This window comes from Planktothricoides sp. SR001 (genome assembly GCF_001276715.1).
GTDB lineage: Bacteria > Cyanobacteriota > Cyanobacteriia > Cyanobacteriales > Laspinemataceae > Planktothricoides > Planktothricoides raciborskii.
Genome location: NZ_LIUQ01000031.1, coordinates 43,347 through 67,829, shown reverse-complemented (window position 1 = coordinate 67,829; position 24,483 = coordinate 43,347). Strand labels below are relative to the sequence as shown.

General features: G+C 43.0%; 16 protein-coding genes. 9 read left to right on the top strand and 7 right to left on the bottom strand.

From position 1 onward, the window contains the following. Positions 1-268: 268 nt before the first annotated feature. The 4 genes from AM228_RS17905 to rimI all read right to left on the bottom strand — a co-directional run bounded on the left by AM228_RS17905 (position 269) and on the right by rimI (position 6,677). On the bottom strand, positions 269-3,601 hold the full coding sequence (locus tag AM228_RS17905) for a filamentous hemagglutinin N-terminal domain-containing protein (RefSeq protein ID WP_054467726.1): 3,333 nt from the start codon (positions 3,599-3,601) through the stop codon (positions 269-271). Between the two features lie 97 nt (positions 3,602-3,698). Continuing rightward, complete coding sequence (locus AM228_RS32970; RefSeq protein ID WP_156331874.1) at positions 3,699-3,872, bottom strand: hypothetical protein; 174 nt, start codon at positions 3,870-3,872, stop codon at positions 3,699-3,701. 348 nt (positions 3,873-4,220) lie between these two features. Continuing rightward, positions 4,221-5,474: an OFA family MFS transporter gene (locus AM228_RS17900; protein WP_054467724.1), complete on the bottom strand. Its 1,254-nt coding sequence runs from the start codon at positions 5,472-5,474 to the stop codon at positions 4,221-4,223. A 630-nt stretch (positions 5,475-6,104) separates the two neighbouring features. Continuing rightward, positions 6,105-6,677 carry a ribosomal protein S18-alanine N-acetyltransferase gene (rimI, locus tag AM228_RS17895; protein WP_054467721.1) on the bottom strand — a complete coding sequence of 191 codons (573 nt, stop codon included), beginning with the start codon at positions 6,675-6,677 and terminating at the stop codon, positions 6,105-6,107. Between the two features lie 105 nt (positions 6,678-6,782). Here rimI and lysA point away from each other — a divergent pair, with 105 nt between their 5' ends. The 5 genes from lysA (at position 6,783) to AM228_RS17865 (ending at position 13,982) form a co-directional block, all read left to right on the top strand. Continuing rightward, on the top strand, positions 6,783-8,192 hold the full coding sequence (lysA, locus tag AM228_RS17890; RefSeq protein ID WP_054467719.1) for a diaminopimelate decarboxylase: 1,410 nt from the start codon (positions 6,783-6,785) through the stop codon (positions 8,190-8,192). Between the two features lie 102 nt (positions 8,193-8,294). Then, positions 8,295-9,254, top strand: a complete 960-nt coding sequence (cdaA, locus tag AM228_RS17885; RefSeq protein WP_054467718.1) for a diadenylate cyclase CdaA — start codon at positions 8,295-8,297, stop codon at positions 9,252-9,254. Beyond that, a complete protein-coding gene (locus AM228_RS17880; RefSeq protein WP_054467716.1) occupies positions 9,251-10,000 on the top strand; it encodes an isoprenyl transferase in 750 nt (249 codons plus the stop codon). The genes cdaA and AM228_RS17880 overlap by 4 nt, the downstream gene beginning before the upstream one ends. A gap of 283 nt (positions 10,001-10,283) precedes the next feature. Continuing rightward, entirely contained in the window at positions 10,284-13,550 is a 3,267-nt protein-coding gene (locus tag AM228_RS17875) for an S-layer family protein (protein WP_190880318.1), read from the top strand. Between the two features lie 213 nt (positions 13,551-13,763). Further along, a complete protein-coding gene (locus AM228_RS17865; protein ID WP_054467711.1) occupies positions 13,764-13,982 on the top strand; it encodes a hypothetical protein in 219 nt (72 codons plus the stop codon). 60 nt (positions 13,983-14,042) lie between these two features. Here the strand turns inward: AM228_RS17865 and AM228_RS17860 are convergent, their stop codons facing one another. Together AM228_RS17860 and AM228_RS17855 are read right to left on the bottom strand one after the other, a co-directional pair. Beyond that, positions 14,043-15,152, bottom strand: coding sequence for a DNA cytosine methyltransferase (locus tag AM228_RS17860; RefSeq protein WP_197285337.1), 1,110 nt, complete (start codon positions 15,150-15,152; stop codon positions 14,043-14,045). A gap of 116 nt (positions 15,153-15,268) precedes the next feature. Then, positions 15,269-16,315 (bottom strand): YhcG family protein, encoded by a 1,047-nt coding sequence (locus AM228_RS17855; protein ID WP_231636846.1) that lies wholly within the window; start codon positions 16,313-16,315, stop codon positions 15,269-15,271. A gap of 179 nt (positions 16,316-16,494) precedes the next feature. Here AM228_RS17855 and AM228_RS17850 point away from each other — a divergent pair, with 179 nt between their 5' ends. Further along, positions 16,495-17,556, top strand: a complete 1,062-nt coding sequence (locus AM228_RS17850) for a hypothetical protein (protein WP_054467707.1) — start codon at positions 16,495-16,497, stop codon at positions 17,554-17,556. Between the two features lie 164 nt (positions 17,557-17,720). On the opposite strand, the gene AM228_RS17845 is transcribed toward AM228_RS17850, so the two are convergent. Further along, positions 17,721-19,889: a DUF262 domain-containing protein gene (locus AM228_RS17845; RefSeq protein WP_054467705.1), complete on the bottom strand. Its 2,169-nt coding sequence runs from the start codon at positions 19,887-19,889 to the stop codon at positions 17,721-17,723. 440 nt (positions 19,890-20,329) lie between these two features. On the opposite strand from AM228_RS17845, the gene glyS reads away from it, so the two are divergent. From glyS to murD, 3 genes are all read left to right on the top strand, one after another. Beyond that, the gene (glyS, locus tag AM228_RS17840; protein ID WP_054467703.1) at positions 20,330-22,501 is read left to right on the top strand and encodes a glycine--tRNA ligase subunit beta; all 2,172 of its coding nucleotides are present in this window, start codon (positions 20,330-20,332) and stop codon (positions 22,499-22,501) included. Positions 22,502-22,716: 215 nt separating this feature from the next. Continuing rightward, complete coding sequence (locus AM228_RS32965) at positions 22,717-22,932, top strand: hypothetical protein (protein ID WP_156331873.1); 216 nt, start codon at positions 22,717-22,719, stop codon at positions 22,930-22,932. Positions 22,933-22,995: 63 nt separating this feature from the next. Continuing rightward, on the top strand, positions 22,996-24,372 hold the full coding sequence (gene murD, locus AM228_RS17835) for a UDP-N-acetylmuramoyl-L-alanine--D-glutamate ligase (RefSeq protein WP_054467701.1): 1,377 nt from the start codon (positions 22,996-22,998) through the stop codon (positions 24,370-24,372). Positions 24,373-24,483 lie beyond the last annotated feature (111 nt).

The window sequence follows — 24,483 nt, the reverse complement described above, 5'->3', positions numbered from 1 at the left end:
TTATTCAATAGAAAATTGCTGTAAAATAGAAACCCGGTTTTTTATGAAAATATTTGATTCTTGTATATCTTCTCCCGCAGTTACTTCGGTTAAATTTCATGCCTATGTACAGTAGCATCGCAATGCGATCGCTGGTTATAGAGAATTTGTGCGATCGCATTGGCGATCGTAAATATCCCTTGAAAAGGGTACTGATTCTCTGAAACAACAAACCAGTAAACCTTGAAGCCTCAACCTTCAACCACCAAAAATTAACAATAGTCTATTTTTATTGAACCGGAGCATAACATTGTTTGTTTTCAAAAAAAACGTTATTTTTGCCATCAGGAATATCGCCAAATAATTCTATGTTACATCGCTGATTTATCACCCATCCGGTAGCCTCAACAACTGAATTATTTGCCCTTGTATTGGTCAATAAATTTTGTTTTTTTATGCCAAATTTTAACGTTAAAATAGGCAATAAAATTGACAAATATTGAGATAAAAATCGCACATCTTGCCACGGGTGTAAACTTTCCAAAAGTTGAGTCGGGTCTGAGGGTAAACCACCCCGTCCGCTGACAGTAAATGAACTCCCTTGATAGTCCGCACAGGCTTGAGAAATCAGCGAATTTGGATCAACTGCCTCAGTAGATAACTCTACTAAACCAGCCGTAGCATCAATTTCTGTATTAATAGATATGTTGCCATCCAACCCAAACTGAGAACTAGCGCTAATATCGCTGCGGGGGGTGAGTTGCTGGCGTTCAACTAAACCATAAATCCCACTACTGTTAATATTAATATTCCCGCCTTTTCCCGCAAAAGCATTGGCGGTGATATCGCTATTTTCTGAGGGAAATGCAATTAAAAAAGGTGTATCGATTCTGATATTTCCGCCATTACCACCGCCACTGGCTTCGGTTCCGGCACGAGTAGAAATTGCACTACGATTTCTTAACTGTAAAATGTCACCAATTTTTAGGGTAGTATTTCCCCCTTCTCCCGCTGCACTGGTCGCGCTAATTATCCCTTGTTCTAAAAATAGAAAAACTGCCTCAATAAATATATTTCCCGCATTACCAATTCCTGAGCCACTGACAGTGACAGCGGCCCCATCGCTAATATTAAATCTGCCAGTTTTTACCGTAATATTTCCTCCTTGTCCCGCCGCATTTTCCGCAGACGAAGCTAATAAACCCGTGGCCAAGAAAAGGCTTTGATTACTGGGGTCAATTAAATCAATAGATTCAGAAACATTCACCGTTAAATTCCCAGCTTTTCCGGATCCAAAAGTCGAAGTTAATGCTTGGGCAGCGCCTTGGGCAATCATTTGCTGACTGGTGAGATGAATATCTCCTGAATTGGCATTAGTAAACGTGCCTGTGGCCAAAAGAGAATTATCAATAGTGAGAATATTTCCCGCATTAATGATAATTTCTCCCCCTTGTCCGGCGCCTAAAGTCGTCGTCGCCACCAGTCCCCCATTCCTGGCACTAAAATTGGGGGTTGCTATGAGAATATTTCCGGAGTTTCCTGACCCTTCGCTTACGGTGAAAATTCCCGTGGTAAAATTTGCTAAAGTCAGGCTTCTATTCACAGCCGGAGTGATAATCCCTTCTTGTAAGTTCTCATATCCAGTGCCAATAACTTCTACAGATTCACTGGCATTAATGTTAATATCACCACCATTTCCAGAGCTAGAAGTAGAGGCATTAATGGTACTATTATTTACTTCCAGGTTGCGAGTATTCAGGGTAATATTTCCTCCGGATCCTTCTCTAGTGAGCGCGGAGATACTGCCTTGAGAATTCAACATGATTGTATCGGCATTGATCAGGATTTGCCCCGGATTTCCTGTACCCTGATTGACAACTGAGATTTCACCTTGATCGGCGATTTTTAGTACCGGGGTATTAATGGCGATCGTCCCCGCATCTCCAGAAGGCATCTCAGGTAATCTGAACTGTCTGATTAGTGGGGGTGAGATATAATTCCTGGATGCGATCGCACTTTTATTATTTTGCTCATCTGTGCCATTGACTTCTACAGATTCGGTGGCGTTAATTGTCAGGTTTCCGGCATTACCTGATGCTAAGGTACTGGTAGAAACAGATCCGCCATTTTCAATGAATAAGTGAGCCGTATTAACTGTAACTCTGTTAGCATTTCCCGAACTCAACACATTAGTTCCGATAATGCTTCTATTCCCGAATATTGGGTGGGTTCCAATCAATTTCACTGAATCAGTGGCATTGACTATAACTTCTCCTCCCAGGGCACTCCCAAAAACTCCAGAAATCAATATGCCTCCATCTCTAAGGGTCAAATTTTGGGTGGACACCGTAATATTGCCACTTTGTCCAGAACTATAATTAGCCGTAAGTAGACCACTTTGACCAAACTGTATGGAAGTCAAACCAATGGCTTCGATGGACTCAGCGGCATCAACCTGAATATTTCCCCCTGACCCTTGACCGAAAGTTCTATTGTCAATAATTCCGCTATTGTCCAGGAGTAATTTTGCCGTTGAAATTACAATATTTCCCCCATTTCCATCGCCCAGGGTTTCACTGCGTAGTCCACTGCTGATACTTCCATCGGGGATAAAGCCTCGAATTTCTATAGACTCAGTAGTATTAATCCGCAAATCCCCATCGTTTTCTGTTCCTTGGTTTTGCATCAGGAGCAAAGAACCATGACTCATAAATAGGTTGCGTGCTTGCACTTGCAGGGAACTACTTTCAGTGCCACTGACATCAGCGAGGGCTCTTTGAGAGAGTTGAATATCTTTAAAATTAGCAACATTAGATAGTCCCTGATAGTCCAAAGTCCAGCCGGATGATGTGGCATTCAGGATGACACTTCCTTGCCCCACTGCCCCTAATTCAATTCTTCCACCTGGTGCGGTGAGAATTCCTCCTTCTATAAATATGTCACCACCGACGAGAGCGAGGGTTTCATGAGATGGGACGCGCAAACCTGTGGCACTTTCACCAGGTCCTAGAAGTGGTGAAAATATGGGATTGTTGGTCTTGAGACTATGACCTATTCCTTCTACTCTAATGACCCCAGGATTTGTGCCAAATTGCAAGCCTATGGGAAGATTAATTGATAGTAGGGGCGCTTCGCGAACCGCTCCTACATTTGCTCCTATATTAGCATTAAATTCTATTCCATTAGGAAATAATAAGCTGTCTGCGGTTGTGCCTAAAAATGAGCCGCCAATGTTTAATTGGGCATTGGGACTAAATATGATGCCACTGGGATTGATTAAAAATAGATTAGCGTTACCATTGGCTTGAATTAATCCGTCAATATTACTGATTTGCCCCCCGGTGACACGGGTGATGATATTTTGAATGGCGACAGGGTTCTGAAAATGGGCAGTTTCTCCAGTTAGGACATTAAACTGGGCAAAACTGTGAAATAAGTTATTTCCTGCTTCCGTACCCCCAGTGATTTGTTGTTGTTGTCCGTCAATATTGACTACTGAGTTGTTGGGCAGGGTACTGTCAGGAATGATTTGGGCGTTAAGGGTGTTTGATGATAAAAACAGCGATATTAAATTGGGGAAAAAAGGCGCGATCGCATCAAGCCATTTTCGTTGTTTATTCATAGTTTTTATTCCTATTTATTTGTTATTTGTTATTGGGTATTATTGGCAAATAACCAATAACAAATAAGTCCTATAAGTCCTATAAAACTCAAAAACTTTAAAAATCAAATGCACCAATAAAGATAAATAGTAACCAGCCAATTACTGTAAATAAACCAAATAATCCCCACATGAATGGTAAAACCCATTTTTTGTCAGTATATCCTAATAATGGGGTTAAAGAAACTAGGAGAAAAAAAACCATTAAGCCCATTAATAATAAGTATTTCATGTTTATGCGCTCCTCGATGATGATTACAGCAATTTTCTCCGCGAGTAAACCAGAACTATCTGTAGTAGCCCGCGCATTCCGGCAGTAGGGGCGACGAGCGCATTCGCCCTTACAATATTGTAAGGGCCCCTACCGGAATGCGCGGGCCATACCGTGGTTCATTAGTCTGAAAACCGCTGTAAATTGGATGTCAATATTAATTTTATACCCGATTGGGATTTATGTTCATGTAAGGGCGAATGAGAGAACGCGCCTAAATCAACATAAATCCCGACAAGGGTTTATTTAATTGTTTTAATCAAGGGATTTAGACCCAAACATGATGATTGCTGAAATTGTTGAATTTTATTATACGGTAGCCGGTTTAGTCGGTTTCGGATGATGTTTTTTCAGCATGAATTCGGCGATGATGATGCCAACGATCGCTAATGCGGCAGTGGCATAAAAGGCATAAGTATAGGTGCCAAAAATATCTCGGATTTGTCCGGCAACCAAGGTGCCTAATAATGCGCCAACCCCGTAAGCAGTGAAGACAATTCCGTAGTTTTTGGCGTAATTTTCTGGTTTAAATAAGCTTAAGGTGGCGGTGGGGGCGATCGCTAACCAGCCGCCTAGGGATAACCAGAATAAGGAAAAGGCAATTAAATAGGTGATTGTCTGACCTTCAGTGGCATTGATCATCATAATCGAAGCAATCAAAATCAGCACATAAGAGGCGATCGCTGCGTTTTGGGGATGAATCCGGTCAGTTAACCAACCAAACAGGGGACGACCTACACCATTAAACACGGCAAACAAGGAAACCGCCATTGCCGCTAACCCTGAGTCAAGTTTAATAATTTCTTGGGCAACGGGACTGGAAATGCCAATCGCAGAGAGTCCGACAAAAGTGCCAATGATATAGCACAACCAGAGGCCGTAAAATTCCGGCGATCGCAGCAAACGATCTCTTTCTTGGGCGATCAAGGCGGGGTTTTGAACAATATTCGGTTGCCAACCGGCAGGTTGCCATCCTTTAGGCGGTATTTTTAATTGGGTGGAAATGGCTAAAATCATCGCGGTAAAGGCAACACCCAAAATGGCAAAAGTGGGCATTAGTCCATAAGCAGCGATCGCAATGCGGGCTAACGGTGCAGTCACTAATGGCGACAAACCAAAGCCAATTACCGTTAAACCTACTGCGAGTCCTTTGCGATCGGGAAACCATTTCGCTACCACGGCGATCGGCACTCCGTAAGCAATGCCAACTCCAGCCCCTGCGATCGCCCCATAAGTCACCACCAAAATGGGCAAATTTGAGGCAAAGCTAGACAGAATATAACCCAGTCCCATCACGACTCCACCAATGGCCGTAATTTGGCGCACGCCGATTTTATCAATGTAAAAACCTGTAATCGGCATCAGCATAGCAAAGACCACCAAGAGCACCGTAAACGGCAGTAAACTTTGCGTAGCGCCAATGTTGAGGAAATCTTCTAAAGGTTTCCTAAAAATACTCCAAGAATAGACTGTACCCAAACAGAGGTAAACGGTCAGGCCGAGGGGAATTAGTAGCCAACGACCTTTTTCTGCGGGCATCCCAAAAAGTGTGATTTTATTCATAAAAAACCTCACGAGACTTATCATTCTCGGTGCCGAATCAGCCCTTTTCAAGCGCAGTGCCAGGTCAGGATTTAAGCATCGCCGCCATATCAGCGATCGGCAATTCATGCCTTGCCTCTAAATGCCTTGCCTCTACATATTGAAAGTCATCCCAAAATATTGAAAATCATCCCAAAAATCATCCCAAAAATCATCCCAAACATCATCCCAAACATCATCCCAAACATCATCCCAAAAAGTCAGTCCTAAGAGTCTAATCGGTCGAAAAATTCCGAGTTTTTCTCACTGGGATATTCATGGTGATATTATTTAGAGATTTGGCTAGTCAGTTTTAACTGACTTGAGCTATTAGCCAGAGAATTTATGCTCTGGCGGGTTATGGCAAAGGCAGCACTTATTCGCGCTTGGCCTATCGGTCTGAATCATGTATTTGATATAATCTTACCACTGTTTATCATGGCAGTAAGTAAATATACAGATTTTATTAATATTAATTTACTAATTAACTATTTATAGTGGGCTGTTTACTGTTATTTGTTCTTTGTTGACGGTTCACTGTTCTTGGCAAACAACAGACAACAAATAACCAATAACCAACAACAAATAGCCAACAACAAACAACAAATAAGCTTAGATACGAAAGCCTGACCGGGTGAGGCGATCGCAGATTTGGGGTTTCCATTCCGCCAACCAATTCTTAAACCCAGGGTGATGTAACCCATAGCGCCACAGAATCAGGGCATCTTCTCCCGTATCTTGATAATAGCGACGGCGGCGACCGACATCCTGAAAGCCGAATTTTTTGTAAAGAGAAATGGCTGGTGTGTTAGAAACCCGCACCTCCAGGGTGGCCCATTCTAGTTGCCGTTGCCACGCACAAAAGAGTAATTGGTAGAGCATAGCTTGACCCAACCCTTGACCTTGATAATTAGGCGCGATCGCCAATAGGGTAATATGCGCTTCCTCTAAAATTGACCACAAACAGCCCACCCCAACAAGTATGGGTGGAGATGAGGTTCGGGAGGGGCGATCGGCGGCGGACGGGGCGGGAGTCACGGAAACTACCAGTAAATCACTGTTGGGACTTTCCATTTCCTGGCGATAGTTGTCCAAACTCCAAATCCCACCGAAACAAGACTTGTCCAATTCGGCTACGGCAGTCAGAAATTCTGGGGTCAGGGGATCAATTCTGAAAAAAGTCACAAAAACTACAAAATTAAAACAGAGAAATCACAATGGCAAATTGTACACTGGAAAACGAGAACTCCTCACCCAAACGCTCTAAACTTAGGATCGATTGATTAAATTATGGTATCTACTCCTCCTCGCGTTGCCGAAAAATCTGGCCGTCAATACTTACACGCTTCCGGGATTAACCCTGAATTGCGCTCACCGAATCAAGAGTTGCTGCCTTTGACCGCAAAGGTCAACAGCGCCGATCGCCTAGAAATTGGTGGTTGTGATGTGGTGACTTTGGTACAGCAATATGGTTCACCGCTTTATATTGTGGATGAAGCAACTCTGAGAACCGCTTGCAGACAGTATCGTCAAGCCTTTGAAGAATATTATCCCGGCAAAACTCTGGTGTTGTATGCTTCTAAAGCCTGGAACTGCCTCGCAATATGCGCGATCGCGGCTTCCGAAGGCTTAGGCATTGATGTAGTCACAGGTTGCGAACTCTACACCGCCCTTTGTGCCAACGTCAGCCCGGAAAAAATTTATTTCCACGGGAACAACAAATCAGAAACCGAATTAAAACTAGCGGTCGGTTCCGGTTGCACCATTGTGGTAGACAACTGGTTAGAGTTGGAAACCTTGGCAGCCATTGCGGAATATTCTTCTCACCCAGTGCGAATCATGTTGCGCTTAACCCCTGGGATCGAATGCCACACCCACGAGTATATCCGCACCGGCCATTTAGATAGTAAATTTGGCTTTGATCCGGAACAAGTGGATCAAGTGTTTGCCTTTGTTCGCCAGCAACCCAGTTTAAATTGTATTGGCTTACACGCTCATATCGGCTCACAAATTTTTGAATTAAACCCCCATCAGGATTTGGCAGGGGTGTTGGTAGAATGGCTGGAAAAAGCCGCAGAATATGGACTGCCCGTCAGCGAGTTAAATGTGGGCGGTGGCTTAGGGATTCGTTATACAGAAGCGGACGATCCACCGAGTATCTCTGAGTGGGTGAAAGTGGTGAGTCAAGCGATCGCTGCTGCTTGTCAGTCTCGTGGGGTACACTTACCAAAACTCTTGTGCGAACCAGGGCGATCGCTGATTGGCTCAAGCTGTATCACCGCTTACACCGTGGGTGCCAAAAAAGAAATTCCCGGCATTCGCACTTATGTCTCCGTCGATGGCGGAATGTCCGATAATCCCCGACCCATTACCTACCAATCCGTCTATCGGGCAGCGATCGCCAATCGGATGTCTGCCGAACATACCGAAACCATCACCATTGCCGGAAAACACTGCGAATCTGGGGATATTTTAATCAAAGACGCCCAACTGCCCAAGCTAGAAACCGGCGACATTCTCATCGTCATGGCCACGGGCGCCTACAATTGCAGTATGGCCTCTAACTATAATCGGCAGCCGCGACCGGCAGCGGTCTTAGTCTGCCAAGGGGAAGCGAATCTGATTCTGCAACGAGAAACTTATGACGATCTGATTCAACACGATCGCCTGCCCGAAAGACTGACGATTCCACAGGTCTAACGGACTCAGATGCAGTATAAAAGATCGGGAGCCGCGTCAGCCACGCATCCGCACCGTTTCTAATCAAAAAACTTCTTTAAGCGCAAGGTCAATCCTGAGCCAATGGGATATACATGGAAACAATTGCTAATCAATCCGACTTGGACTCAGTCCTTGGCGCTTCAGCTTGCCGAAATTTGGCAGCAATGGCTCAAAGACCCCATCGACATATTGCTCGTAGTGATACTCACTTATATGGTGTTGATCATCATCGGTGAACGGCGAACCCTGTGGATGGTGCGGGGGTTTATACTGCTCATGGTAGCAGCGGCAGTCAGCACCAAATTAGAGCTCAGGCTGCTGAGTTTTGTGTTAAATAATTTGGTGATTGGATCTGCCGTAGCCATGGCCGTGCTATTGCAATCGGAATTTCGCCGATTACTAGAGCAACTAGGCAAAGGAGAACTGCTCCAATTATTTCAATCATCGCGCAAAGCGATTCCCAAATCCGATAGCGTCATCGATCAAATAGTCGAAGCGGTTAAAGAACTCTCGCAAAACCGCACGGGAGCATTAATGATTCTAGAAACCAGTGAGCCGATTGATGAGCGAGATTTTTCTGTCCCCGGTGTGAAATTGAATGCAGAAGTTTCTAAAGAACTATTGCAAACTCTGTTTCAGACATCAACCCTACTACACGATGGCGCAGTATTGATTCGCGAAGCCCGAATTATGGCAGCGGGAGTAATTCTGCCTTTGTCAGACCGGAAAGCCTCCCGGCAACTGGGAACCAGGCATCGTGCGGCAATGGGAATTACTGAGCGAGTCGAAAATTGCATCTGTGTGGTTGTATCTGAAGAAACAGGCTCTATTTCTTTGGCTGAACGGGGTACACTGAATCGACCGTTAACCAGTAGTAAACTCAAAGAACTACTAGAAGCTCGATTTTCCCAATCGGCGGATCGTGAAGTAGTTGCCCCTGACTTGCGGCAAATTACGCGTAAGTTAGGATCCTCTGGAGTCGCACTAGCCGTGCGTTTACTCCGTCTTCCATCATCGGCTTCCTCTCGAGAGAAAAAATGATTGTTAAGCAAACGACACTGCAACAGTTACCCGCTGATCTAGATTCGGCGCGATTGCCCAAACATGTCGCAGTGATTATGGATGGAAATGGTCGTTGGGCAAAACGGCAAGGACTGCCCAGAATTATGGGACATCGGCGGGGAGTTGACTCACTAAAAGACCTGCTGCGCTGCTGCAAGGATTGGGGAATTTGCGCGTTGACGGCTTATGCCTTTTCTAGCGAGAATTGGGGCCGCCCTCTGGATGAAGTCAATTTTTTGATGACTCTGTTTGAGCGGGTATTGCGGCAAGAACTCCAAGAAATGATGGCAGAAAATGTCAAGATTCGCTTTGTGGGGAATTTACAAGCGCTGCCAGAGTCACTGCAAGCGGAGATTTCTCGCTCGATGACCGAAACCCGAAATAATCAGGGGATTGAGTTTACTGTAGCGACGAATTACGGCGCCCGTCAAGAAATTGTCCACGCTTGTCGGGCGATCGCGGAAAAAGTACAGCAAGGTCTGATTACTCCCGAACAAATTGACGAGTCTATGTTTGCTCGTCATCTCTATACCGCTGAACAGGCGGATCCCGATTTGTTGATTAGAACCAGTGGGGAAATGCGTCTGAGCAATTTTCTCCTCTGGCAAGTTGCTTATGCTGAATTGTATGTTACTAATACTCTTTGGCCAGATTTTAATCGCCAAGAGTTTCATCAGGCATTGTTGGCTTATCAAAAGCGCGATCGCCGGTTTGGTAAAGTTTAAAACTCAATTGCAACGACATCCATATCCCCACACCATCAGTATATTCATGGTGTGGGATTTTTATTGTTTGCCCAAGGATAGAGAACTTGTCAGAGTTATGAAGTACAAATAAAATCTGTCATTCCCGCGCCCGCTAGAATCCAGAAAACTTCTGTAATCCGCATTGCTACCGCTATAATCATGCATATTAGTTAAAATGCCCGATCGCAGCGATCGCTTTTTTTTCAGGGTGTTACGGAAAAGCGATCGCGTATCCCTGATGAGATTAAAGAATAGATTGAATATGAAACCAATATTAGAATCAAAGCGATTCTGGTTTGTCTTGTTATTATGCCCCTGGTTTTGGCCTGCTATCGCTGTTGCTCAAATTATCCCTGATGGCACTCTGCCCAACAACAGTATCGTCACCCCTGAAGCCAATTTAATTACAATTGACGGAGGCACCGCAGCCGGAAATAACTTATTTCATAGTTTCTCGGATTTTTCCGTGAATACCGGCACCGAAGTGTTGTTTAACAATGCCCTCAACATTCAAAATATCCTGACTCGTGTCACCGGAAATAATCTATCTAATATTGATGGCTTGATTCGTGCCAATGGCACCGCCAACTTATTTTTAATTAACCCCAATGGGCTAATATTTGGCAACAATGCCCGATTAGCGATCGGTGGTTCTTTCTTTGGCAGTACCGCTAATAGCGTGTTATTTCCCGACGGAGAATTTCCGGCAAATGTAGGGGCGGTTCGCGAAACGGGGGCAACCACGGGGGAATTGCCCCTACTATCTGTTAATGTGCCCATTGGGTTACAAATGGGAGAAAATTCGGCAGCAATTTCTGTCAATGGCACCGGCATTACTGATATCATCCCCACCGATAATTTAGGCTTAACCGTTGCCCCCGGTCAAACCTTCGCCTTAATCGGAAATGGGATTAACTTTAACGGAGGAATTGTCACTGCCCCATCGGGAATAATTCAAATCGGCAGCGTAGCAAATGGCACCGTGGGAATAATGCCAACTCCGATTGGATTAGTCGTTAACTATGATTTAGTCAATGAATTTGCCAATATTAATTTAGCGAATCGTTCCGCCATATTTTCTCCCGCTGTGGTGAATAATCCTCTGAGTCAAATCACCGTTACAGGTAAAAATATTGCCTTAGAGGGGTCGCAAATTGTCTCCCTAACTAATGGAGATGCTAACAGTGGCAAGATTACCATTAATGCCGCTGAATCGTTATCATTAGGCGGAACTGTAGCCGCTTTTCCTTTTAGTGCTTGGATTGTCAACCAAGTAGCACCTAATGCCACGGGTAATAGTGGGGATATTGAGGTAAAATCGGCGAATTTATCGATTAATAATGGGGCAAGAATCCAGACTTTAACCCAAGGGGCGGGAACCGCAGGCAATATTCAGGTAGAAGCTACGGAATCAATGATAGTTGACGGATTTGCTTTACCGCCCGGATTTAATTTAGGAGAAATCAACTTAGAGGCGATAGATCCAGAAACTTGGCTAGAACAAAATACCAATAGTCGGATTTCTAGCGAAAACTTTGCCAGTGGTGCTGGAGGAAATATCAGCGTTGCTACCAAACAAGCGACTTTTTTATCTGGGGGACAAATTGCTACTTTAGCGGGGTCACAAGCTACCGGCAATAGTGGCAATATTAACGTGATTGCCCAAGGGATAACCGCTGAAAATTCACTGCCATTTAATCCTATATTTGTCAGTGGAATTGCCACCTATACATCAGGGCAAGCTGCCGGAGGAAACTTGAATATTTCAGCGGAAAATTTAAGTTTTAGAGATGGGGCATTTTTGTTTTCTTGGACTCAAGGAAGTGGCAAGGGTGGAGATATTTTGGTTAATGCCACAGACGCGATCGCCAGTCGAGGAGTTAACCCGCTTTTCCCCATAGCTGACAGTGGGATTACATCGATCGCCCTTGGTTCGGGAAACGGCGGTAATATTCAAGTATCAACGGGCAAAATTAACCTTTCTGACGGGGCACAGATTAGTTCGCGAACTTTAATGGAATTAGTTGGCATTTCTGTCCCCGAAGGTGGTACGGGCAATGCAGGAGATATCATCATCAATGCCGACACCATTGAGTTAACTGGAATTAGTCCTTTAGCCCTGGATCATATTACCTTAATTGGCAGCTTAACATTTGGCCGAGCGGATGCGGGGGATGTGAATATCTCAACTCGACAAATGCGAATTCTTGAAGGCGCAGAAATATTAAATGTCGGACTGTTTTCCACCTCTACATTAGGGGAACCGCTGCCCGGTTCGGGAACGGGAAACGGTGGTAATTTGACCGTTAATGCGTCTGAGTCAATTGAAATTTATGGTTACAGTTCATTGATGCCGAACATTCTCAGTTTAATCGGCAACCAAAGCTTTGGTCTGGGGCAAGCTGGATATTTAGTCATCAATACCCCACGTCTGATTTTGCAAGACGGAGGGAGTGTTGCTGCGGGGACTGTGGGTGCGGGAAATGCCGGAAATTCAACGATCAATGCTGCGGATATTTTCATCTCTGGCAAGGCAAGTCTTGGCATTCCTTCTTCCCTAAGTGCGGATGCTTTTGCGGGGGCAGAAGATATTCAACAAGTTTTCTTTGCTGCGCCAATTCCTACGGGAAAGACAGGAGAATTAACGGTGAATAGCGATCGCCTCACGATCGCCAACGGCGGACAAATCCGCGTAGACCATCAAGGAACTGGCAACGCAGGACGGCTGCAAATAAATGTCGATCGCCTCAATTTAGAAAGCGGCGGAAATATTAATGCCACAACAGCGTTTGGCTTTGGCGGCGACGTAGAAATTAACGTGCGTGATTTATTAAGTTTACGCAACGGCAGTCAAATCAATGTGGAAGCCAAAGGCGATATCGGGGATGGCGGCAACTTAACCATTAATGCCGATATAATTGTGGCCTTAGAAAATAGCGATATTATCGCTAATGCGGTGGGGGGCAATGGCGGCAATATTAACATTACCAGTCGGGGCATTTTTGGCTCAGAGTTTCGCCCTACTTTAACCCCTAAAAGCGATATTACCGCTAGTTCTGAGTTGGGGGTAGATGGCACCGTGGAAATTAATAATCCCGATGCCAACCCAGCCGCAGGATTGGTAGAATTATCCTCAGCTTTGGTTGATCCGAGCGATCGAATTACTTCCGGTTGTGTTGCCAATCAAGACAATGAGTTTTATATCGTCGGACGCGGTGGTCTGCCCCAAAGTCCCACAGAAATGCTGTGGGGTCAAACAGTTTGGCAGGATTTGCGATCGCTGGAAATAGAGGACAAAAGTCAAACCAACCGGGGTGATTCAATAAACCCGGTTTCTTCAAGTTATTCAAGAAACCCGGTTTCTTCAAGAAACCGGGTTTCTAGTCCCCCCATTGTGGAAGCTACCGGATGGGTGATGAATGCCGATGGGTCGGTAATATTGGTCGGGTCAGCCAACGGGTTTCTGCGATTCCGCGAAGCGGATCCCGAAGCTTGCCCCCTCTTCGGCGGGGGGGAATCGCCTCAATGAGGAGATTTGTAGAGGCAGTCTCGCTTTCTGGTGACAGGGAAAAAGAAATCGAATTTCTTTTGTGGGTTGCGAAGACAACTTTTAATATCCCCAAAAGAAACCCGATTTCTATCATCCCGTTTGTAGATCGCTTTTTACCTGAAGATCGCAATTTCATCCTGATTTCATTTTTGTTCTCTATGCTTAAAATATCGATTTAGGAGTTTGTCTAACATGAAAGCGACTTTAGTTAAAATCGTTTTAACGGCGGTGAGTGGCGCGATCGCCACTGGGTTTAGCTTCGGGGGATTCGTCGTTGAACCTGCCAGCGCTCAAGTTTCCTTAACTAAACAGGACAACCCTTTTAACACTGAACTTCGCAATAACTGTCACGATAACTGTGAAGAACACTGTAATGGGGAACACGAAAATGACACATCTTCCGATCAATAAATTCGGTTGATCCCGTAGGGTGGGCAAATTTTGCCCACCCTACTTTTACTTTGACTCGAATTAATTAAAAAACGCTCGATTAATTTTTTCGCCAAAACATCCTGTCAAAGCGGATATAATTGAGCGTCCTAAATGATAGGCAAAATTTACCGGAATCGCATTTCCGATTTGTTTATATTGTGATGTAATCCCTCCCATAAATTCCCAATCATCAGGAAACGTTTGAATTCTGGCATATTCCCGGACGGTAAAAGGTCGCGTTTCGTCGGGATGACAGCGATCGGTTTGTTTTTGAGAAGGAGAAGTGGTCAAAGTTAAACTCGGTTCATCCCAAGAAATCCGACGTGCCATCCCAGTTTTACCCCCACCCAAATAATAACTTTTCATCATATATTCTTTTTGGATATTTTCCGGTAAATCTCTCCAGCATCCCCCCGGCGGCACTAATTTTAACACTTCTGCTTTCTTTTTACTGTATTTGACTCCTGCGGAGGGCGGAACATTGTTTAGAGCATCTCTTAAGGTGAGAATTTTTTGAGAAGGTTCAGGATAAAAAAACTGAACATTTAGATCGGAACGAGTCCCCACAATAATAATTCTTTCTCGCTTTTGGGGGACATCATAATTCACTGCATTCAGCAATCGATATTGAACTTGATAACCCAAAGACTCTAAAATTGCTAAAATAATTTTTAAAGTTTCCCCTTGTTGATGACTGATTAAGCCCCGGACATTTTCCGCTAAGAATAATTTGGGTTTAATTTCTTGAACGCATCGAGCAAATTCATAGAATAAAGTTCCTCTGGTATCTTCCAGCCCTAGCTTTTTACCGGCATAACTAAATGATTGACAAGGAAATCCTCCTGTAACTACATCTGCCGACATTTGTTTAAACGAAACTTTAGAAATATCATCATGGATAATATGCCAATCAGGTCGATTGTGTCGTAAAGTAGCCACGGCATCTTTATCGATTTCTACTAAAAACTGGGTTTTTAAGCCAGCTTTTTCTAATCCTAATGCTAGACCCCCTGCCCCGGCAAACAGCTCGATCGCCTTCACGGTTTTTTTGGGTTGAAATGGAATGTCAGGAGAATGGTAGGGAATCTCTAATAAAGGCTCGAATAAATTTAGCTGAATACTTTTTTGCATATTCGATAATTTCTGCATTAATATGATATTCTACTACTACAGGTTAATGATTCTGGGTTACAGAATAGCAAACTACAAGTCGCCAAAATGTTCAAAGGGTTCAAAGGCTGCTCGAATCAAAGTTTAGGCTTCCTTCATTGGGATTGCTCCTCGCTGGCAAGTCGGTGTCTGGCATCGACGATCGCTTGTTGGAGTTTCGCTTGCAGCACTTCTTTCGGAGGCAAGACGGTGAGATACTCGGCAACGTGAATGCCGCTTTTATCTAACTCTAGAAGTTCGATCTGTTCTTGTTTTTTTCCCGCACAAAGAATTATACCGAGGGGAGGTTTTTCGTCTGGTTCTTGTTCGTGTTTGGCCAGCCAGCGCAAATACAGTTCCATCTGTCCTTTGTATCCTGCTTCAAAGCTGCCGAGTTTAAGGTCGAGCGCCACGAGGCGTTTCAATTTGCGATTATAGAAAAGGAGATCGAGATAAAAGTCATCTCCATCAATTTGCAGGTGTTTTTGTCTAGCAAGAAAAGCAAATCCTGCTCCCAATTCTAGGAGAAATTGCTCGATATCTCGCAGGATAGCATCTTCGATATCTTTTTCGAGGTAGCGATCATTAAGCTGCAAGAAGTCCAAAATGTAGGGGTCTTTGAGAAGTAAGTCTGGGGTAACTTGCTTCATTTTCCGCAGTTGGTCGAGGTCGTGGCGGATCGTCTCTTCGGGTTTACGCGAAAGTGCAGTCCGTTCATAAAGCATAGAGTTCATTCGCTCTTGTAGTTGACGAACGCTCCATTTTTCCAGTTGTGCCAGTTCGATGTAAAAGTCTCGTTTCAATTCATCATCAACATACATAAGGGTTTTGAGATGTGTCCAGCTTAATTGTCTCCCCAGTGTGGAGACAATCTCTAGGTCTGGGAAAGTTTCAGCAAAGTGGACACAATGCCGGAGTTGTTTCTCACTCCAACCTTTCCCGTAGGTTTGGGTTAGTTGTTCAGAAAGGGTGTTAATAATTTGTTTGCCGTATTCAGCGCGATCGCCTTGAAGAATTTGGGTTTGGATGCGTTGACCGACTTGCCAATAAAGCAGGGTAAGTTCAGCATTAACAGCAACGGCGGCGCGTTGTTTGGCCGTGTCTATAAGTTGGCGAATCTCTTGGAATAGTTGGCGATCTTTGATAGGTTCGATATTACTCACGCTGCGTCCTCCTTGGCGGTATGGTTGGTGAGTTCTCTGGTGAAGACTGTTTTAATGATCGGTCATAATCGGTTTATATTATATTATAATAGAGTCACACTTTTTACCGCATAAAACCGGATCTATATTTGCTGTTTCTACAGAAGAAGCAATCGGTACTTAAATAATTGGAGAATAAAATGAACTCAGAGTTCCTAACCTCTATTTTTGAACAAGAAGAACTAGAATCTATAAAGAAGGCTCCTAACCAAGATAGAAAGCACCCATTAAAAAGATTACTATTTCCTGAAGTAGAAAGAGATTCACAAGTTTCTATTAATACAGAAATAGCCATAAGGCATATTTTGCCCAAACACCGAGACTGGATTTTAAAATTAAAAAAAAGGTTATTAGCTCTAGATGATTATTCGCATTCTTCAAGTGCATTAAGTGAAATAAGAGCTTTTGGGGACTTATTAATGTGTGGAATATCCGTCGAGCCAGTTATTACAAGTAAATCCAAGAAAACTCCTGAGTTCGTAGTGATGAATCAGGATCCAAAAGTTTTTATAGAAGTACACGCAAAACAAATCAATAATGAAGAAGCTAAAAGTCTAAGTGCATTTATAAAGAATCCGTTCGCCAGCAAAACAGGGAATACTTATAGTAATAAAAAGTGTAAAGTCTCGGTTGCCGAACATATTTGTACCCCTTTTGGCAAGCCAAAACTTCGTGAAAGTGTTACAGAAAATGTAATCAGTAAGATAGATCAAAGAAAAAATAATGAAGGTCAATTTAGTGAAAACGCTCCATCTATTCTATGGTTAGATTTTCAGGATGAGAGTTGGGATATGCTGTCAAGTCTTATGGTTAAGAAAACTTTACCTGTAATGTCTGCAAATGGAGCTTTCTATTCTGGAGATATTTGGTATGCTTTTTATGGATGGAAAGGTGCTCCTATTTTTGAAAATTTTAGTTTGAATCTGCCTTATGATTTCAATAAAATGAGTCATTGTGGACGTTTCACAGATCCCAAAACTAAAATAGATGCGGCAATTATCTCATTTGAGAGAGATATTGTAATTTTGGAAAACCCCTGGAGCCAAAAGCCAGTAAATCCATCACTATGGAAACAGTTTTTTTCACATAAATGGTTTAATTTTGAATATTCATACATGAACTGGCCTACATATAACTTAAGTGAAAGAATAGAATTAGACCAACAGAAAATTATGGCTATAGCAAAAGAAATAGAGAGATAAGAAGAGAATACTCGTCGCAAACCACAAAGGAATGCGACTTTCTTTAAAAGAAATAGAGAGATAAGAAGAGAATACTCGTCGCAAACCACAAAGGAATGCGACTTTCTCCAACAAGTTCTCAGAATGTAGTGCTTATTTAATTTAGATGACCATCATTAATTTCTTCAATCAATTAAAGATTCTAGCTCTACTTTTACTGCCCGTTTAAGTGTATCAAATCTATCTCGAAACACTTTCCTATAAAATTCTTCATCATAATTTGAAGGTCTACGTTCTTTGATCTCATGAATCATGTTGGGTGAAATTTGATGACCATCTACTATAGTCTCCAATAAGAGAGATAAATACTGAGAGGGTTCTTTATCTGTTATCTGTTTATTAGCTTGTTTGGAAATATAGGTCAAATTCAGAGGACTATTGAGTAAGTGTTTTTTGTCATTTCGCAAAGACTTTGTATTTTCTCCAATATCAGTTACACAACCTAGAGGAACAATATGATGTTTTTCAAGTTTTTTGGCTTCTTTCGCAATGTCCCAAGCTTTGAGCTTAGTAGGTGGTGATTTAGGATCCAAAAGAAAATCTTTTGGTTGTTGACTTAAAATATATTGCAAAATCCCATCTTGTATTGCTGTTGGAGGTGTTTGTTCATTCTGAAGAAGAAGCACTTTATCGTCTGAATAATCACGCTGGTCAAATACTTTATCTGCCCGTGGTTTAAAGGGATTCGCAGTTTCATTTAATATCCATTTATAAAGAGACTTAATATCTTCTAAACAGCGCTCATTTTGCTTATCTTTATAACTTCCACTAAATAAACTAGACCAATACCAATATTCTATTTTATTAATCTGCTTTTCATCAGTCCATATAGTTACATTGATGGATTCTTCATTGATCGACTCTTCCTCAATAGGCTCTTCTATAGAGAAAAGATAAGCAATAGGAAGCAGCATCAATTTATAAGATAAATCTTTGATATATACAATTCCACAACGATGCTGTAGAAAGGCAAAAGCTTTAATCAAAGATTTCATGGCTCGTTTAGAGTGTTTAACAATTTGATCTGGCTTTAATTTTAGGATTGTAGTTTGCTTAAGATATTCTAATTTAAGGTGATCAACTCCATTCTCTGCTTCAGTTTGAGAAGAAAGAAGTGATAATAAAAGGAGAAACTGATCTGTAATAACTTTATTGATTAAACTTTCTTGCATTGCTTCCATATAATTTAATTGCCAATCCTTATTCTTGCTATAACAAATAGAATCAGGAATTTCAAGATTTTCTTGGAGCAATTGTTTAAAGGTATCAGACAAAGATTCTGTTCCGGTTTTAGCATTTTTTGCAACGATTAAATCAAAATTACTAAGACGAGTACCTCCCTCATTACTTTTTTCAAATATTGATGCGGCTCTTGATATTTCCTCAGAGGGTAATAAGATTTCAGATACTTTTTGCTCTAACAAACTGTCCAAGGCGTTTTTTATATTAGTCCGCCATTCTGATGCCAAGTCACTCCAAAACTCATCTATTTCATCCTCTGTAAGATTTGAAATATCTGAATTAAAATGCCCTAATAGATCCTCAACTGAAAACTTTCCATCTTGTACTTTTGCTTTAAGCTCGTCCCTTCTATTATTGGCAATTGCACGTAAAGTCAAAGAATGCAATGAAAGATCATTACCATTCTCAGGATATATCTCAAATAAAGGGACAACTCCGTGTTTCGCATACTCTTTAGCTAACAGGTTCTTGCGCTCATACAAACCAGGTTGTTCGTTTGCTGAAGACTGAACAACTTGATAAGCAGGATGATACCAAGCTTTATCTTTATCTTTAACAAAAATTTTATAACAAACAACAAAATCTTGTATTTGATCGGGATCATACTTTTCTAAATCCTTTTTAGCGAATTTTAGTTTTTCCCAGCCAAAAATATCATCTAAACCCTCATCAGGTTTCATTTTAAGAAACCATCGATTTTGCAATTTTCCATATAACTTTTTTATAACATCATTCCAATCATCATTCCTTGTAAATAAATCATCAAAGATGCTTTTAAGGCAAGATAGTCGCTGCTGACCATCTAGAAGAAAATTACAGTCTTCTTTTGGCGTTATCCTTTCTGTAAAAATTAGTGGCCTTGAAGGAAAATCATCTTTTTTGCCTTCGACAATAAGAATACTACCAATAGGAAGACCTACTAACAATGAAGAAATAAGCCCTTTTTGTTTTTCTAGCTCCCACACAAAATCTCTTTGAAAATCAGGCAAAACTAATTTATTATTTGAATCTGCCTGAAATATTTCTTTCAAAGTTTCAGTCTGGTATTTCATATTTTACCTGTCTTTAGTTGATCAACTTCATTGCCATGTCTGAATATTTGACCTCAACCCTCTCATCAAATCATCAGTTAACGGGTAGGAAAAACTGACTTAACTGAGCGGCGAGTTTCTTGTCAAAGAGTCTTAAAGGTTCACGCAATATCTGAATCAGTTTAGAGGTCTGCAATTTTGAAATTTATGCCTTAAAGTATATCAGAACAAGTTTTATAAGATCCTTTACTTTTTATTAAATTTCAGGACTTACGCGAGAGGGCTTGGCGACAGCCCCTACGCGAAAATCCTGCTGGTAAATCCATAACAGCTTAGAAATCCGATCGCACCCCGAAACCCGCCCCACTAGGAAAAACCTGCCACTGTAGAATCGTGAAACATCAAGCCACGGTACACTATTCTAACGAACCTTAAACCCCAAGCGGTTATCCCGATCGAATATGACTACATTTTTATTAGAAGTCGGTACAGAAGAATTACCCGCAAGCTTTGTCGAAACAGCGATTTCTCAGTGGCGATCGCTCATTCCGGACACCCTGGCAGAAAACTTTCTCACCCCCAAAGCCACCCAAGTCTATGGCACCCCGCGCCGTTTGGCCGTTTTAATCTCTGGTTTGCCCACCCAGCAGCCCGATCGCGAAGAGGAAATTAAAGGCCCACCAGCCCAAGCAGCCTTTAAAGATGGGAAACCCACCAAAGCTGCGGAAGGATTTGCCCGCAAACAGGGCGTCGAGTTAAGCGACTTAGAAATTCGCCCCACGGACAAAGGCGATTTTGTCTTTGTCAACAAAAAAATTACCGGACGCACTACAGCGGAAATTCTCACGGAACTCGTCCCCCAATGGATTAATAAACTAGAAGGCAAACGGTTTATGCGCTGGGCAAATGGGGATTTAAGATTTTCTCGCCCGTTGCGTTGGTTGGTGGCATTATTAGACCGAGAAATTCTGCCCATCGCCATAGAAAATGGCTCAGAAACTCTCAAAAGCGATCGCATTTCTAGCGGTCATCGCGTCCTTCATCCTCAACCCGTGGAAATTGCTAACGCCGCAGATTATGCCGAAACTTTACGGCAAGCTTATATTGAAGTAGACCCAGAAAAACGCCAAGAAAAAATCATTGCGGAAGTCAAAGCCACCGCCGAAAACGTCGGTGGCATTGCGGAAATTTCCGCCGATTTACTCACCGAAGTCACCAACTTAGTCGAATGGCCTACAGCGGTCATCGGCAAATTTGACGACGACTTTTTAATTTTACCGCCGGAAGTAATTACTACGGTTATGGTGACACACCAGCGGTATTTTCCGGTATTAAAAAATCAGACAAATGGAGATAAAACGGGTAAGCAAATTACAGAATTACTCCCTTATTTTATCACCATTTCTAACGGCGATCCGGCAAAATCAGCAATTATTGCTAATGGCAACGAACGAGTAATTAGAGCCCGGTTAGCTGATGGCCAGTTTTTCTACAAATCCGATATCGCCAAACCTTTAGAAAGTTATGTTGCCCAGTTAGAAACTGTCACTTTCCAAGAAAAATTAGGCTCGGTGCGGGAGAAAGTCAACCGCATTATCAAAATTGCCAGTTTCATTACAGATCAATTATCCCTCAGCGCCGAAAAAGCTAAAGATATCCAACGGGCTGCATTACTTTGTAAAGCGGATTTAGTCAGCCAGATGGTTTATGAATTTCCTGAATTGCAAGGGGTGATGGGTGAAAAATATGCCCGCATTTCTGGGGAAACCGAGGCAGTAGCTACGGCAATTTTTGAGCATTATTTGCCACGGGGCGCTAGTGATAGTTTGCCAGATACTATCACAGGGCAAGCGATCGCTTTAGCGGATAAACTGGATACATTGGTCAGTATTTTTGGCTTGGGAATGTTGCCTACTGGTTCTTCCGACCCGTTTGCCTTGCGTCGGGCAGCTACGGCGATCGTGAATATTATTTGGGCGGCAGATTTACCCCTTAATTTATATCATTTGCTAGAACAAGCCGCCTGTGAATTTAGCACAATTTACCCCGATACTTCCCCAGATTTATTGTCACAATTGTATGACTTTTTCTTACAACGGATTAGAACTCTGTTGCAAGAAGAGCGCGGAGTTGATTATGATTTGGTGAATGCGGTATTAGGGGAAAATGACCCAGAATATACGGAACGGGGATTAAAAGATTTGTTGGATTTGCGCGATCGCGCCTTATTCTTGCAATCTATCCGCAATAATGGCATCCTAAATAATATCTATGAAACCGTAAACCGTTCCTCCCGTTTAGCCAAACAAGGAGAACTCGATACCATTGAATTAGAACCTAAGCAAGCGATCGATCCCAAACTATTCCAAAAATCTTCTGAACAAGAATTTTATGATTCTCTGGTGCAATTAGTTCCCAAAACCCAAGCCGCCCGTGAAGCACGAGATTATCAAAAATTAGTCGATGCTTTAGCAGAAATTGCCCCAACGGTCAGCAACTTTTTTGATGGCCCAGAAAGTGTCCTAGTGATGGATTCAGATCCGGCAATTCAACGCAACCGCTTAAATCTTTTGGGATTATTGCGGAATCATGCTCGTGTTTTAGCAGATTTTGGCGCGATCGTTAAAAGTTAGATAGCAACACTCGCACTCATAACTCGCAGTTATCACCCGCAGTTATCACCCGCAGTCCTCACCCGCAGTCATCACCCGCAGGGGGCTATAAACCCCCTGCTAAAAGCTTACAGCGGTTTTCAGATTACTAAACCACGGTATGACCCGCGCATTCCGGCAGTAGGGACCCGCGCATTCCGGTAGATAGCTTATTGCTTAAAATATTGTAGGGGCGAATGGCCATTCGCCCTTGTACGGGCGAATGGCCATTCGCCCCTACGGAATGCGCGGGCCTGTACAATATTCTAAGTAATAAATTATCTGCCGGAATGCTTCGCCCCTACAAAAATTTGTGGTTTATTCGCGGAGAAAATTGCTGTAAGTCCTCTAAAGACGACTGTAATTATCTTAAACTGTTCGCTTCAGTCCATTTTAATGGACTTGAGCTATGAGACGGAGGTTTTAACCTCCGTCGGCTGCTCATCAGTCATCTTCATTCATCAAATATCCCGTCTATGTCAAAAGCCCATATCATCGGTTTAGGAAAATCAGGAATTGCCGCAGCGAAGTTATTGCAACAAAAAGCTTGGCAAGTCACCGTGAGCGATCGCGGCAATTCTGACAGTTTGCGCCAACAACAACAACAACTTACTGCCATTGGCATCGAAGTCAATTTAGACCATGTTTTTACCCCAGATAAATCCCTGGAATTAGTAGTAGTCAGTCCCGGAGTTCCTTGGGATATTCCTCCCCTGGTGAAAGCGCGAGAAATGGGCATTGAAACTATTGGCGAAATGGAACTCGCTTGGCGTCATTTGAACCAAGCCCCCTGGGTGGGTATTACGGGCACTAATGGCAAAACCACCACAACAGCTTTAATTGCGGCTATTTTCCAAACCGCTGGATTTAATGCCCCGGCTTGTGGCAATATCGGCTATGCCACCTGTGAACTGGTTTGGGAATCGGTCAATCCCCAAAAATCAGCATCGGTGAAACCGATTGATTGGATGATTGCGGAAATTAGCAGTTATCAAATTGAATCTTCTAATTCTTTAGCGCCGAGAATTGGCGTTTTTACCACCTTAACTCCCGATCATCTGAGTCGCCACTATACTATCGAGAACTATTTCAACATCAAAGCTTCTCTATTAGAACGGTCTGAGTATCGGGTAATTAATGGCGATGACCCCTATTTACGGCAACATTTAGCTACTCGTTGGCCCGATGCTTGTTGGACTAGCACCCAGGGAAAAAGTCACCTATTAGGCGATCCAGAAAAGGGCGCTTATATTGAAAATGGCTGGGTGATATTTAAAGGAGAAAAAATCGTCCGGGCTGATGCTTTGCGAATGTGTGGCGACCATAATCAACAAAATTTGCTGATGGCAGTGGCTACCGCTAGTTTGGCGGGGATCAAAAAAGAGGCGATCGCCCAAGCCATTGCGGAATTCCCCGGAGTCCCCCACCGCTTAGAACTGATTACCACTTGGCAAGGCATTGAGTTTATTAATGATAGCAAAGCCACCAACTACGACGCCGCCGAAGTCGGGTTAAAATCCGTAGCAGCGCCAGTGATTCTCATTGCCGGTGGGGATCCCAAAACTGGGGATGATACGGGGTGGTACAGAATCATTCAAACCAAAGCCGCAGCAGTGTTATTAATTGGGGATGCCGCCGCGCAATTTGCCCAACGCTTGCAAGAAGTTGGCCATCAACGTTATGAAATTGTTGGCACAATGGATCGTGCTGTTCCCAGGGCGGCTCAATTGGCTCAAGAACTTGGAGCTAAGGTAGTATTACTCTCTCCCGCTTGTGCCAGTTTTGATCAATATCAAAATTTTGAGCAACGGGGGGATCATTTCCGGCAACTCTGCCTGGAATTTCTCAAGTAAGTTTTATACTTAGGGGGCCAGACCACTCAGGGGCTACTCAGGAGCGATCGTCTGGCCTGATTGGATTTTTACCGTCTCCGTAAAAATAAGGATTTGGGCGTAGGGGCGCAA